The sequence below is a fragment of the Leptothoe kymatousa TAU-MAC 1615 genome, from assembly GCF_018739865.1.
Taxonomy (GTDB): domain Bacteria; phylum Cyanobacteriota; class Cyanobacteriia; order Phormidesmidales; family Phormidesmidaceae; genus Leptothoe; species Leptothoe kymatousa.
Genome location: NZ_JADOER010000004.1, coordinates 1126492 through 1139845, shown reverse-complemented (window position 1 = coordinate 1139845; position 13354 = coordinate 1126492). Strand labels below are relative to the sequence as shown.

The following is a 13354-nucleotide window of genomic DNA, read 5'->3' as shown; positions in this document are numbered from 1 at the left end:
AAAGTTATTGTCTTTGGATGAGTGGTGCTAACATCAAACATTCATCAAAGCAGCGGCTATAAAGAGAATTGAAACCCGGCATGTTTTTAAATGCATGGCGCCTTTATAGGGGAAGCTCATACATAAAATAGGCCATTTCAGCGATACCCTTACGCAAGGTTGACATGATAAGGGTATTTTAAGGATGTCAAAGGGTTAACCACAAAATAAATGTCGCTTAGCCGCCTTTGTTCAAGAGGGATCAGCAATGCCCAAAACTTCCGCCTATGGACTTACTGAACACACGTTTTCCAATGGGCAACTGGCTAAAATTCTGAAGGTTAACACTGACACGGCCTATGGCCATGCCCTATCAAGCATAGGTCTCAATGGCCCTACGCCCACTTTGCTGGTGATCGGTGGTGCCAGTCTCATGTCCCCTGAAAGCCAAGCTAAGCTAATCCAGTTTTTTAATGGTCCCCTGGCTGCATTTTCCCAGCGGCAAAACATCACAGTATTAGACGGGGGTACTGATGCTGGGGTCATTCATATGATGGGGCACGCGCGTAACCACGTGCAGGGACGGTTTAACTTGGTAGGCGTTGCGCCTCTTAATATGGTTATTTTTCCCGGCGATGATCTCCCCCAACCCATAGAAGATCCAGACGATCCCCCGGCTGAACTTGAACCTCACCACACTCACTTTTTTCTAGTTCCTGGTAAAACCTGGGGGAGTGAGTCCCGGTGGCTTGCGGGCCTATCTGAGACATTGGCGGGATCCAGCCCCACCATGACCTTACTGATTAATGGTGGCCAAATATCGCTGAAGGACATGCGAGTCAACCTGGAGTTGGGCAGAAAGGTCACTGTTGTTGCTGGCAGTGGGCGCTTGGCAGACAAGGTAGCGAATACAATTAGCGGGGCCATGCCCCCCGAGGATGAACAAATCCAACAGCTAGTTTCGATGTACTACCCTAAGCAAATTTCTGTGTTTGATTTGCTGAACAGTTCATTGGATGATCTGCAAACTCAACTCAAACATCATTTCAATGTTGAATAACGAGTGCCCCCAACTGAAACATTAGTTAGCAATGCTTTAAATTTTGGGGAATTGACGCCGCACACTGTGGGAGGAATCGCCTATCAGCAACGCTTTGAGCGCCATAAATAGAAACAAAATGCCCGCCGTTAGACTTTGGTCGAATAGGGATTTGGGCATCTAAAAATGCAAAAAAAGCAATTCTTAAGAATTGAACTTAGCGGTTGGCGAGGTATGCTAGAGTTTTATAGCAATATGCTATCTAGTACGGTAGCGTCCAGTTTTCGGTACGATACGCTCACAGTTCAACTCGACTAGTTTAATTTCGACTTGATTCTAGAGGGATCTCCGTATAACTCGTTGCAAATTACACCTAGGAGACTCTCTATGTCTATTTATGTTGGCAATTTGTCCTACGATGCTAGTCGTGATGACATCGAAGCTGTCTTCACTGATTATGGCAAAGTTCAACGTGTACATCTACCCACCGATCGGGAAACTGGTCGTCCTAGAGGATTTGCCTTTGTAGAAATGTCTTCAGAAGACGAAGAAACTGCTGCCATTGAAGCATTAGATGGAGCAGAATGGATGGGCAGAGACCTTCGGGTCAACAAGGCCCGTCCCCGTGAGCAACGTGGCGGCGGCGGCGGTGGCCGTTTCTAAGATACAGTCTGCTTTGCAGATGCAGTCTGCTTTGCAAATGGAGTCTGTTGTGGTTTAGTGTTTTACACCTAAGCCTGTTTTATCATGGGGCAGTCGTCCTGCCCCATTTTTGTCGTTAAAGGAGATTACTATGGCCCAGGTTATCCTTGGGGATGATGAAGGAATTGAATCAGCGCTACGGCGATTTAAGCGTAAGGTTGTTCAAGCGGGTATTTTTTCAGATATGAAAAAGCACCGCTACTTTGAAACACCGGCTGAAAAATTAAAGCGCAAGGCGATCGCAAAGCATCGTCAGAAGCGTTGGAGCCGTAATCGCAGCAACCGTAACAACAACAAGGATTAAGGGTCTACCTTTATCGCTTTTGATTTTTAAATAAAAAGCCGCGGTCTGTATACAGGCCGCGGCTTTTTATTTAGTGGAATTTTCTGTCTACAGTTCGACAGCCCCTAGGCCAAATAATCCTGTAAAGCCTTCACCTCCAGCGTTTGCTTTTGCATGGAGCGAATCGCTTTAATGGTGGCATTGGCCCCAGCCAGGGTGGTAATTGTAGGAATCTTATAATCTAGGGCCGTCCGCCGAATCATGCGATCGTCTTCCTGGGCGGTCGCCCCCACCGGTGTGTTGATGATCAACTGAATCTCTTCATTTTTAATGGCATCAATCACATGGGGGCGGCCCTCATGGACTTTATAAACTAAATCCACCACTAGGCCATGGCTCTGTAGCACTTTCCGAGTGCCTGCGGTTGCGATTAGCTGAAACCCTAACTCGGTTAATTCTTTAGCAATCGACACCACCGCTTCTTTTTCGCGATCGTTCATGGAAATGAATGTGGTCCCTTTCAACGGCAGTGTTTGGCTAGCCGCAAGTTCTGCCTTGGCAAACGAACGGCCAAAGTCCATGTCTATGCCCATGACTTCGCCGGTGGACCGCATTTCGGGACCTAAGAGGGTGTCGGTGCCTGGAAACTTGCTAAAGGGCAGCACGGCCTCTTTAACGGCAATATGCTTGGGAATAACCTCTTGAGTTACCCCCACCTCCCCTAGCGTCTGCCCAGACATGACCAAAACAGCGGTTTTTGCCAGGGGAACGCCGGTGGCTTTTGAGACAAAGGGCACTGTGCGCGATGCCCGGGGATTGGCTTCTAGGATGTATACCTGGTCGTCTTTAACGGCAAACTGGATATTCATGAGCCCAATCACCTGGAGGGATTTGGCCAGCTTGACGGTCCAATCGCGAATCACGCCCAGGGCCTGATCGCTTAGGGTGATGGTGGGCAGTGAACAAGCGGAATCTCCGGAGTGGATCCCGGCCTGTTCGATATGCTCCATGATGCCGCCAATCACCACCTGGCCGTTGCGATCGCAAATGGCATCCACATCCACTTCAATGGCGTTCTCCAAAAAGCCATCAATCAAAATCGGATGGTCGGGCTCCACCTGTACGGCTGTGGTCATATAGCGCTCTAGATCCTGGTCTGAATAGACCACCTCCATGGCCCGTCCCCCCAGCACATAGCTGGGGCGCACCACCACTGGATAGTTAATTTTCTGCGCCACCTCCAGCGCTTCTTGACAGCTGCGGGCAATGCCATTGGGGGGCTGCTTAATCTCCAGGTCCCACAGAATTTTTTCAAATCGCTCTCGATCTTCAGCCGTATCAATGGAATCCGGCGACGTACCCCAAATTTTGGTTTTGATGGGCTGGCCATTGACCTCAGGCGCACTGGACAAATAGGCCTGTAGTGGCACCGCCAGCTTCAGCGGCGTTTGCCCCCCAAACTGAATGATCACGCCCTCTGGATTTTCCGCCTCAATAATATTGAGCACGTCTTCCTTGGTGAGGGGCTCAAAATACAGACGATCGCTCGTGTCGTAGTCGGTGGACACAGTTTCTGGATTGGAGTTGACCATAATCGTCTCAAAATCCTTAGCCTGCAAGGCATAGGACGCATGGCAACAACAATAATCAAACTCAATCCCCTGGCCAATGCGGTTGGGTCCGCCGCCCAAAATCATCACCTTACGTCGGTCAGAGGGCTTCACCTCGGTTTCCTCTTCGTAGGTGGAATAGTAGTAGGGGGTGTAGGCCTCAAACTCCGCCGCGCAGGTATCAACGGTCTTATAGACCGGGATCACCCCCAACGCTTTGCGCGTAGAGCGCACCTGGTCTTCATCGGTTTTAGTGGCAAAGGCAATTTGGCGATCGCTAAAGCCCTGCTGCTTTACCGCCATCATTTGTTCAACCGTAATGGCATCTAGGGCGGTGCGTTTTAGCCATTTTTCGGTCACTAGCAGATCCTGGAGCTTGTCTAAAAACCAGGGATCAATGCCAGTGAGTTCGTAAATATCGTCGGTGCTTAACCCCAGCTGCAGGGCATGGCGCAGGGAAAAAATCCGGTTGGGATTGGGGGACCGCAGGCTAGCTCGAACCTTGGAAATGTTGGGTAGGTTTTCGCTGCGATCGCAGCCCCAGCCAGATCGCCCCGTCTCCAAAGAACGCAGCGCCTTTTGAAACGACTCTTGGAAGGTGCGGCCAATGGCCATGGCCTCCCCCACCGACTTCATCTGAGTGGTCAGCAACGGCGCGCTGCCAGGAAACTTTTCAAACGCAAACCGAGGGATTTTAGTCACCACATAGTCAATGGTGGGCTCAAAACTTGCCGGGGTCTTCTGGGTAATATCGTTAGAAATTTCGCTCAGGGTGTAGCCCACCGCCAACTTAGCCGCAAACTTCGCAATGGGGAACCCCGTCGCCTTAGATGCCAGGGCAGAACTACGGGACACCCGGGGATTCATCTCAATGACAATCACATCCCCCGTATCTGGGCTCACCGCAAACTGAATATTGGAGCCCCCGGTTTCCACCCCAATCTCACGAATAATCTTGATGGACGCATCCCGCAGCCGCTGATATTCCTTGTCGGTTAGGGTTTGGGCCGGGGCCACCGTAATCGAATCCCCGGTGTGGATGCCCATGGGATCCAGGTTTTCAATGGAGCAGATAATCACCACGTTATCTGCTAAATCCCGCATCACTTCGAGCTCATACTCTTTCCAGCCCAGCAGGGATTTCTCAATCAAAATCTGGGACACCGGACTGGCATCGATACCAGATTTAGCAATCACTTCAAACTCTTCCTGGTTATAGGCAATGCCCCCCCCCGTACCGCCCAAGGTAAATGCCGGTCGAATAATCAAAGGATAGGTGCCAATTTCATTGGCGATGGCCTCAGCTTGGGCCATGGTTTCCGCCAACCCCGACGGACACACCCCCACTCCAATGCGCTCCATAGCCTCCTTAAACAGGCGACGGTCCTCAGCCATTTCAATGGCATCTAACTTGGCCCCAATCAGTTCCACATTGTGCTTGGCTAGCACGCCGTCCTTAGCCAGGCTAACGGCCAAATTAAGGGCGGTTTGGCCCCCCATAGTGGGCAATAGGGCATCGGGTTTTTCCTGCTCGATCACCCGGGCCACCAGCTCTGGGGTGAGGGGTTCAATGTATGTCCGATCCGCCGTTTCTGGATCGGTCATAATGGTGGCCGGATTCGAGTTGATCAGCACCACTTCGTAACCTTCTTCCCGCAAAGCCTTACATGCCTGCGTACCGGAATAGTCAAACTCACAAGCCTGACCAATCACAATTGGACCGGATCCAATCAATAGAATTTTGCTGAGGTCATTGCGGCGAGGCATAGGCGGCAGAGGGGGAATAACAAGGTCAAAATCTGAAACTCTTACAGTAGGAGCCCAGATCAATAAATCCAAATTATTGTAGGGCTTTCTTTCACCGACAGAACGGAGATTTTTTAGGAGTTTTCCACACCAGCCCATCCAGCCGCCCCGGCAAATGCCCCTTTCCTAGGGCGTCAATCCCTCATTTTCAACAACCAGTCAGGATTTTCCCAGCCATGCCCTAGGTAATCGTGGCGCTCTTTGCCATGGCATGGCCAACCCCCACAACGGTCGGCAACCACATAAAAACAGGGGCGGCAGGTCTTCTATGATTGTCCCCGACCCGGCCCCTCAAACAAGATGGAGGCTGTTCAACCAACCAGGTCAAACAGCCTCCATGTCATGAAAAGGAAACTACTAAACTAGGGTGGCCAAGGCCTTAGCCTTCACCGCCTTCGCCACCTTCGCCACCTTCGCCACCTTCGCCAGTGACAGCATCCGCCGCGTCTTTCACAGCACCTTCAGCGGAGTCCTTTACATCACCAGCCAATTCGCCAGCAGCATCTACAGCATCACCAGCGGCTTCGCCAGTAGCTTCCACAGCATCACCAGCAGCATCTACAGCTTTACCAGCAGCGTCACCAGCGGCATCCACAGCACCACCGGCAGCATCGCCAGCGGCATCCACAGCGCCACCAGCAGCTTCACCAGCGGCATCTACAGCACCACCGGCAGCATCGCCAGCATCTTTAACAGCATCCTGAGCACCACCGCAGGCAGCTACGGTCGCCGCTACACCTAAACCTAGAAATAGTTGAATTGCGCGCTTCATTTTGATTATCTCCGTTTTATATTGAATGGTTTTCACCATCAATTGATTATTCTGCCTACAAACTCAGCATTTAATTTCTTTGATAAAAAAAACTGTGGTTATCTGGCATTTGAATAAGCTAGGTGTGACCTACGCATCAGACTTACGAACACTTTTAGGCATGGCCCAAACTTTCACCCAGGGTTGCCAGGTATAACGATATGATTGCTATAGGCACTATTGCACTTTAATCTCAATAGCTATCTTGCAGGCGCTCCCTCCACCCTTGACATCAATATCTATGCCGACGGCTTCCCAGGTTTCAGATTCGAAATCCACATCCTTATCTACAGTTCTTGAGCTTCATCAGGTTACAAAGCAATATCCACAGCAAAAAGTACCGGCCATTGATCGGGTGAGTTTAAGGCTCGGCGAGGGAGAACTGCTAGCGTTATTGGGACCGTCGGGCTGTGGCAAAACTACCCTATTGCGAACCATTGCGGGCTTTGAAACCCCAGAAAGTGGATGGATCGCCCTGGCGCAACAGCCCGTATGTGGTCAAGGTGCGGCCATCCCACCGGAACGTCGGGATGTGGGCATTGTGTTTCAGGACTATGCCCTGTTTCCCCATTTATCGGTAATTGACAATGTGGGCTTTGGGTTAAAGCACCTCAGTCGCCACCGTCGTCTCAGCCCAAAGCAAATCCGCACCTTAGCGCAGGAGGCCATTTGCCTGGTGGGCTTGGAGGGATTTGAACAGCGCTATCCCCATGCCCTATCGGGGGGGCAGCAACAGCGGGTGGCCCTGGCACGGGCCCTGGCGCCCCGGCCATCTCTGGTTTTACTGGATGAACCGTTTAGTAATTTAGATGTGCAGGTGCGTCTATATCTGCGTCAGGAAGTGCGCAGCATCCTCAAGGGGGTGGGGGCATCGGGGATTTTTGTCACCCACGATCAGCAGGAAGCCCTTGCCATTGCTGACCGGGTAGCCGTGATGCGCGCTGGCCAAATTGAACAACTGGCCAGCCCAGAGGAGATTTATGAACAGCCCGCGTCCCGATTTATTGCAGACTTTGTCACCCAGGCAAATTTTATTGAGGCCCATCGCTCAGAACAGGGTTGGCAAACGGAATTGGGCCTGGTGGATGGGGCCCTGGTGCAACCTACAACCGCCAGCGCAGGCACCCTGATGCTGCGCCAGGAGGAGCTCCACCTGAAGCCGGTGGCCTCGGATGACGCGGCCCTGGTTATTTGCGATCGCGAATTTCTCGGTCGAGAGTACAAATACACTCTGACCCATCCCACCCAGGGCAATTTGCAAGCCCGCACCCGAGCCCGGTTTGCCATTGGCGACACCGTACAAATTTCGATTCAGCCCAATCCCATCGGCCTGCCCCTATTTGCCCAATAGGTGGCCCCATCACCCCCGCTGCTGCAGCTCATGCTCCAGGGCCTGACGCATCACGTCCACAGGGGGCGTTTGCTGGGTCCATATTTCCAGGGCCGCCGCCCCCTGCTGCACTAACATTTCTAAGCCATCAATGGTCTCCAGCCCCAAGGCTTTGGCCCGTTGCAAAAATACCGTGGGACGGGGGGTATAAATCAGATCGTAGGCAATGGCCTGGGGGGGTAAATGGTCTATTTGCGATGGGCTTAAGGGAGACGCATCCACATTGGGGGCCATGCCCACGGGGGTTGAATTGACCACCAGGCCCACCTGGGGCAACAGCTGGTCTAGGCTATCCCAACCATGGACCGATAGGTTGGGCTGCAGGGGGGAGGCGTCCCAGCTATCGGCAAACGCCGCCAGCTTTTCTGGACTGCGACCCACCACCCAAATTTCGGGACAGCCCAGTTGGTGACAGGCCGCCACCACGGCCCGCGCCGCCCCCCCATTGCCCAAAACCAGCGCCGGCACCTGGCGCCAATCTTGATCCATGGCTTTTAGCGGAGCCATAAACCCCAGGGCATCGGTGTTGGTGCCACACCAGCCACGATCGTTACGCCACACGGTATTCACCGCCCCAATCGCCTGGGCAACATCCGACACCCCAGCGAGCAAGGGCATAATGGTCTGCTTGTGGGGAATGGTGATGCTAAACCCTTGCACCCCCACCGCCGCAAAGCCATCAATGGCCGTTTTTAGCTGGTCTGGGGCAATGGGAAATGGCAGATACACATAGTCCAATCCCAGGTTTGCGATCGCAGCATTGTGCATCACCGGCGACATAGAATGTTTCACCGGGTGGCCAATTACCCCCAGCAGTTGCGTTGTGCCCTTGATCATCGATGGTTAGTAGCTAAAGTTTGCAAGCTGCGAAACAAGTTGCACCGCAACCATGGGATACCCCACATTAGATATCTCCTAATTACCTATAATGAAACCTGCTGCCTGGCAAGAACGCCCATAGCAGGTTTTCATTAAGATTGTCCGCAACCACCACCTCTGAACCACCACATCTAAACCACCGTGACTGTCACTCCGCTTTCTTCCTCCGTTTCCCCCGATCTCACAGCCCCCGAAGTACGCCCCGATAAGCTGGGTCGTTTTGGCCGCTTTGGCGGTAAGTATGTGCCCGAAACGCTAATGCCTGCGCTCACAGAGCTAGAGGACGCGTTCTACCAGTATCGAGAAGAAGCTGGGTTCAAAGCCGAATTAAATGGATTACTCAAGGACTATGTGGGTCGCGCCAATCCATTATATTTTGCTGAGCGGTTGACCGAATATTACGCCCGCCCCGACGGCAGCGGTCCTCAAATTTATCTCAAGCGAGAAGACCTCAACCACACCGGGGCCCACAAAATCAACAACGCCCTGGGCCAGGTACTCCTAGCCAAACGCATGGGCAAAAAGCGCGTAATTGCAGAAACGGGTGCGGGCCAACACGGGGTGGCCACGGCCACGGTGTGTGCCCGCTTTGGCATTGACTGCGTCATCTACATGGGCGTTCACGACATGGAGCGCCAGGCCCTAAACGTATTTCGCATGCGGCTGATGGGGGCCACGGTGCAGCCCGTTAGCTCAGGCACCGGCACCCTCAAGGACGCCACCTCCGAAGCCATTCGCGACTGGGTCACCAATGTGGAAAGCACCCACTATATTTTGGGTTCCGTGGCGGGTCCCCATCCCTATCCCATGATTGTGCGCGAGTTCCACGCCATCATTGGTCAGGAAACTCGGGCCCAGTGCCAGGAAAAGTGGGGCGGCCTGCCGGATATTTTAGTCGCCTGCGTGGGGGGTGGGTCCAATGCCATGGGCCTATTCCATGAGTTTATCAACGACGCAACCGTGCGAATGATCGGGGTGGAAGCTTCTGGGGAAGGGGTGAGCACCGGCAAACATGCCGCCACCCTGACCGCAGGTCGAGTGGGGGTACTCCACGGAGCCATGAGCTTTTTGCTCCAGGATGCCGATGGCCAGGTGATTGAACCCCACTCCATTAGTGCCGGTTTAGACTACCCTGGGGTGGGTCCAGAGCACAGCTACCTAAAGGAGATTGGCCGGGCCGAATATTATGGCGTCACCGACCAAGAAGCCCTGGATGCCTTCCAGCTGCTATCCCAACGAGAAGGCATTATTCCTGCCCTGGAAACGGCCCATGCTTTTGCCTACTTAGAAAAGCTTTGCCCCCAGCTAGAAGGCAGTCCTAAACTTGTGATCAACTGCTCGGGACGCGGCGACAAGGACGTGCAAACCGTTGCAAAGGTACTCAAGTTCGATAGTTGAGGACAAGGGGAGTAGGGAATATTAGATAGAGCTCCATCCCCCACTCCCCGCTCTTGGTCTTATACACTGTTGACTTACTATAGGAACCTTTTTACCTTGGAAAACTTTGAGGTTTGCGATCGCGACATTTCCCAATCTCTGCTAGAACGCTATCTAGCATCCGACGCTATCGCTGTGGATACCGAGACCATGGGACTGAATCCCCTCAGAGATCGCCTATGCCTCGTCCAGCTATGCGACAACGAAGGCTACAGCTCTGCTGTACGCATTGAACGGGGACAGACCAGCGCCCCTAACCTAAAACAACTATTAGAAACCGTCAGCATCCTCAAAATTTTTCACTTCGCCCGGTTTGATCTAGCCACCCTGCGCCATCATCTAGCCATTGAGGTCAACCCGGTCTTCTGTACCAAAATCGCTAGCAAACTGGCCCGCACCTACAGCCCCAGACACGGCCTGAAAGAACTGGTCAAAGAAATTGTTGGCCTTGAACTAGACAAAAGCGCCCAAAGTTCCGATTGGGGCAACGTGCGTGATTTAACCGATGAGCAATTGGCCTATGCCGCCAATGATGTACGCTACCTGCACGACCTATCCAAAAGACTAACTTTGATGCTACAGAGAGAAGGTCGTTGGCATGTAGCCGAAGACTGTTTTCAATGTCTGCCCACCTTCATCACCTTGGATCTGCTGCAATATTCAAATATTTTTGAGCATTAATTAAACAGGATGCCGCTCCCCTACTAAAGCCCAGCATCATAACCAACAACAACACGGCTAGCACGTCGCTCAGGTAATGCCAGTCCTTAGGAAATAACATCACCCTAATTTCATAAACCCGACGAGTCTTTTAATTTTCCGGGCATGCTAATTGAGGAACGTTCAATTATGGATTAATCTGCCTGTCATGGGTGGATTAACAAAGTCTCCCCCCATTGGCAACGGCCGAGGCTACTAGATTTTTCTAACGTTCCGGACTTCTTATGGAAGAAGGGGTTAAATAATACAGTATCCAGGCAATATTTCTAAAGCTCCTTTATGGAGCATGGTTCCATATAGAGTTTCTTTAAAGAAGCTCTTCCATCGATGGTGTTTGTTATATTCCTACGCCATTAATGGCATCAAAGGTGTTCGTTAATCTTTTAACTATATGAAAGCTGTCATACTAGCTGGTGGTTTAGGCACTCGCCTGAGTGAAGAAACTTCCATTAAGCCCAAGCCCATGGTGGAAATTGGTGGTAAGCCCATTCTGTGGCACATCATGAAAATTTATTCCCACCACGGTATTAATGATTTTGTCGTCTGCTGTGGATACAAGGGCTACGTCATCAAGGAATATTTTGCAAATTATTTCCTCCACATGTCAGATGTTACCTTTGACATGCGGTTTAACCAGATGAACGTGCACGCGGGTAAAGCAGAGCCCTGGCGTGTCACCCTGGTGGACACCGGAGATAATACAATGACAGGTGGTCGCCTCAAGCGAGTGAAAGAACACCTGGGCAACGAAGATTTTTGCTTCACCTACGGTGATGGCGTAGCGAGTGTAAATGTTACTGAGCTGCTTGAGTTCCATAAGCAGCAGGGCACATTAGCCACCCTGACCGCGGTACAGCCTCCCGGTCGATTTGGTGCGATTGCCTTGGGCAACGAACAGACTAAAATCAAGCAGTTCCAAGAAAAGCCCGAAGGTGACGGCGCTTGGATTAACGGTGGTTTCTTTGTCCTGAATCCCCAGGTCATCGACTACATCGACGACGATTCCGTCTCTTGGGAGAAGGAACCGCTGCAAAAGCTGGCTCATATGGAAGAGCTATCTGCTTATAAGCACAATGGTTTCTGGCAGCCCATGGACACCCTGCGAGATAAGCGTCACTTAGAAAAAATGTGGCAAGCTAACGAAGCTCCTTGGAAGGTTTGGTAACCCCAAAAACAACTCTAAGGCATTATATTGTTGCTGATCTAGAGCATGTGCCACAGTCTGTAAAACTTTGCCATAGTTCAGATTGGATAGAACCATACCCCAGATCAGCAACGTCTATTTAAAAATATGAGGGTCTAAATCCATCACAGATTTAGACCCTTTGCAGAATGCTGGTGCTGGTTTAGGGAATGGGTTGATCGAAACACGATGCTATTTATCAGTATCCATTGAAGAACATCATCCTAACGATCAGCAGTACCTGCCAAATTCTGCAGTTGCCACCTAGGTAACGCTTAGTTTTTTATCGTATTGAAGGATCTTATGAACGCGGAGTTTTGGCGCGGTAAACGGGTTTTTGTAACTGGTCACACGGGGTTTAAGGGCAGTTGGCTATCGCTGTGGCTACAGCACATGGGAGCCGAGGTGGTTGGCTATGCCCTCAACCCTCCCACAGACCCTAGCCTATTTAAGGTGGCTCGAGTGGGTGATGGCATGATGTCCATCGAAGGCGATGTGCGCGACTTGGTAAGTATGCAAGATGCGATCGCGACCCACAAACCAGAAATTATTTTTCACATGGCCGCCCAGCCATTGGTACGCTATTCCTACGCTAACCCCGTAGAGACCTACGCCACCAACGTCATGGGTACGGTGCACCTGCTAGAGGCCGTGCGCCAGACTGGCAGCGCCCGCGTAGTGGTCAATATCACCAGCGACAAGTGCTACGAAAACCGAGAATGGCCCTGGGGCTATCGAGAGAACGAAGCCATGGGTGGCCACGACCCCTACTCCAACAGTAAGGGCTGTGCCGAACTTGTTGCCTCGGCCTATCGCAAGTCTTACTTCAACGAAGAAAGCTACCAGGACCACGGCATAGGCCTTTCCAGCGTACGGGCCGGTAATGTAATCGGCGGTGGTGACTGGGCCGGTGACCGTCTAATTCCAGATATTATTCGGGCCATTATCGCCGGAGAGTCGGTGTTGATTCGCAGCCCAAATGCCATCCGCCCCTGGCAGCACGTCCTAGAACCCCTAGGCGGCTACATGACCCTGGCAGAACAAATGTGGGATTCCGGCACTGATCTAGCCGAAGGCTGGAACTTTGGCCCCAACGACAGCGATGCCCGCCCTGTCTCCTGGATCACAGAGCAGCTTACCCAACTTTGGGGAGACGGCGCCAGCTGGCAGCTAGACACCAAGGTCAACCCCCACGAAGCCACCTATCTGAAGCTCGACTGCTCCAAAGCAAAAAGCCGCCTGAAGTGGTCTCCAAAACTCGATCTAGCCACAACCCTTGATTGGATTGTGGAATGGTATCGCGGATACATCAGGGAAGACGATATGCATGGAATGACCCTAGCGCAAATTCAACGCTACGCGTCGCTCAAAGCAAATTAAGGCCTAAACCATATGTCCACAATCGGGCCATTTTGTCCTCCTCCTGTGTCCGACAAAATGGCCCTGCACCTTGGACAGAGGTAATAACAACCTGAAACGTCACTACCATTTAACCGTTATTGACAAAATAGACAG

Annotated in this window: 12 protein-coding genes; 8 read left to right on the top strand and 4 right to left on the bottom strand. The window is 51.9% G+C overall.

What is annotated here, in order from left to right; translation table 11 throughout:
• Positions 1 to 247: 247 nt before the first annotated feature.
• On the top strand, positions 248 to 1039 hold the full coding sequence (locus IXB28_RS07170) for a hypothetical protein (RefSeq protein ID WP_215617838.1): 792 nt from the start codon (positions 248 to 250) through the stop codon (positions 1037 to 1039).
• Positions 1040 to 1075: 36 nt separating this feature from the next.
• On the opposite strand, the gene IXB28_RS16750 is transcribed toward IXB28_RS07170, so the two are convergent.
• The gene (locus tag IXB28_RS16750) at positions 1076 to 1198 is read right to left on the bottom strand and encodes a hypothetical protein (protein WP_274609662.1); all 123 of its coding nucleotides are present in this window, start codon (positions 1196 to 1198) and stop codon (positions 1076 to 1078) included.
• 207 nt (positions 1199 to 1405) lie between these two features.
• Here IXB28_RS16750 and IXB28_RS07165 point away from each other — a divergent pair, with 207 nt between their 5' ends.
• A complete protein-coding gene (locus tag IXB28_RS07165; RefSeq protein ID WP_215617837.1) occupies positions 1406 to 1681 on the top strand; it encodes an RNA recognition motif domain-containing protein in 276 nt (91 codons plus the stop codon).
• Positions 1682 to 1811: 130 nt separating this feature from the next.
• On the top strand, positions 1812 to 2024 hold the full coding sequence (gene rpsU, locus IXB28_RS07160) for a 30S ribosomal protein S21 (protein WP_215617836.1): 213 nt from the start codon (positions 1812 to 1814) through the stop codon (positions 2022 to 2024).
• A 104-nt stretch (positions 2025 to 2128) separates the two neighbouring features.
• On the opposite strand, the gene carB is transcribed toward rpsU, so the two are convergent.
• Both carB and IXB28_RS07150 read right to left on the bottom strand, forming a co-directional pair.
• Entirely contained in the window at positions 2129 to 5380 is a 3252-nt protein-coding gene (gene carB / locus IXB28_RS07155; RefSeq protein ID WP_215617835.1) for a carbamoyl-phosphate synthase large subunit, read from the bottom strand.
• Between the two features lie 418 nt (positions 5381 to 5798).
• Positions 5799 to 6191 carry a hypothetical protein gene (locus tag IXB28_RS07150; RefSeq protein WP_215617834.1) on the bottom strand — a complete coding sequence of 131 codons (393 nt, stop codon included), beginning with the start codon at positions 6189 to 6191 and terminating at the stop codon, positions 5799 to 5801.
• Between the two features lie 280 nt (positions 6192 to 6471).
• Between IXB28_RS07150 and IXB28_RS07145 the strand changes: the two genes are divergently transcribed.
• Complete coding sequence (locus IXB28_RS07145) at positions 6472 to 7581, top strand: ABC transporter ATP-binding protein (protein WP_215617833.1); 1110 nt, start codon at positions 6472 to 6474, stop codon at positions 7579 to 7581.
• A gap of 9 nt (positions 7582 to 7590) precedes the next feature.
• Here IXB28_RS07145 and IXB28_RS07140 read toward each other — a convergent pair whose 3' ends face one another.
• Positions 7591 to 8457: a shikimate dehydrogenase gene (locus IXB28_RS07140; protein ID WP_215617832.1), complete on the bottom strand. Its 867-nt coding sequence runs from the start codon at positions 8455 to 8457 to the stop codon at positions 7591 to 7593.
• Positions 8458 to 8640: 183 nt separating this feature from the next.
• On the opposite strand from IXB28_RS07140, the gene trpB reads away from it, so the two are divergent.
• The 4 genes from trpB to rfbG all read left to right on the top strand — a co-directional run bounded on the left by trpB (position 8641) and on the right by rfbG (position 13219).
• Entirely contained in the window at positions 8641 to 9897 is a 1257-nt protein-coding gene (gene trpB / locus IXB28_RS07135; protein WP_215617831.1) for a tryptophan synthase subunit beta, read from the top strand.
• Positions 9898 to 9993: 96 nt separating this feature from the next.
• Complete coding sequence (locus IXB28_RS07130; protein ID WP_215617830.1) at positions 9994 to 10617, top strand: ribonuclease H-like domain-containing protein; 624 nt, start codon at positions 9994 to 9996, stop codon at positions 10615 to 10617.
• 430 nt (positions 10618 to 11047) lie between these two features.
• On the top strand, positions 11048 to 11821 hold the full coding sequence (gene rfbF / locus IXB28_RS07125; protein ID WP_215617829.1) for a glucose-1-phosphate cytidylyltransferase: 774 nt from the start codon (positions 11048 to 11050) through the stop codon (positions 11819 to 11821).
• Between the two features lie 321 nt (positions 11822 to 12142).
• Positions 12143 to 13219 (top strand): CDP-glucose 4,6-dehydratase, encoded by a 1077-nt coding sequence (gene rfbG, locus IXB28_RS07120; RefSeq protein WP_215617828.1) that lies wholly within the window; start codon positions 12143 to 12145, stop codon positions 13217 to 13219.
• The last annotated feature ends 135 nt before the right edge of the window (positions 13220 to 13354 follow it).

Bases quoted from the DNA above. Each gene is read 5' to 3' on its own strand.
- IXB28_RS07170 (WP_215617838.1), top strand. From the start codon at position 248: ATGCCCAAAACTTCCGCCTATGGACTTACTGAACACACGTTTTCCAAT.
- IXB28_RS16750 (WP_274609662.1), bottom strand. From the start codon at position 1,198: ATGCCCAAATCCCTATTCGACCAAAGTCTAACGGCGGGCATTTTGTTT.
- IXB28_RS07165 (WP_215617837.1), top strand. From the start codon at position 1,406: ATGTCTATTTATGTTGGCAATTTGTCCTACGATGCTAGTCGTGATGAC.
- rpsU (WP_215617836.1), top strand. From the start codon at position 1,812: ATGGCCCAGGTTATCCTTGGGGATGATGAAGGAATTGAATCAGCGCTA.
- carB (WP_215617835.1), bottom strand. From the start codon at position 5,380: ATGCCTCGCCGCAATGACCTCAGCAAAATTCTATTGATTGGATCCGGT.
- IXB28_RS07150 (WP_215617834.1), bottom strand. From the start codon at position 6,191: ATGAAGCGCGCAATTCAACTATTTCTAGGTTTAGGTGTAGCGGCGACC.
- IXB28_RS07145 (WP_215617833.1), top strand. From the start codon at position 6,472: ATGCCGACGGCTTCCCAGGTTTCAGATTCGAAATCCACATCCTTATCT.
- IXB28_RS07140 (WP_215617832.1), bottom strand. From the start codon at position 8,457: ATGATCAAGGGCACAACGCAACTGCTGGGGGTAATTGGCCACCCGGTG.
- rfbF (WP_215617829.1), top strand. From the start codon at position 11,048: ATGAAAGCTGTCATACTAGCTGGTGGTTTAGGCACTCGCCTGAGTGAA.
- rfbG (WP_215617828.1), top strand. From the start codon at position 12,143: ATGAACGCGGAGTTTTGGCGCGGTAAACGGGTTTTTGTAACTGGTCAC.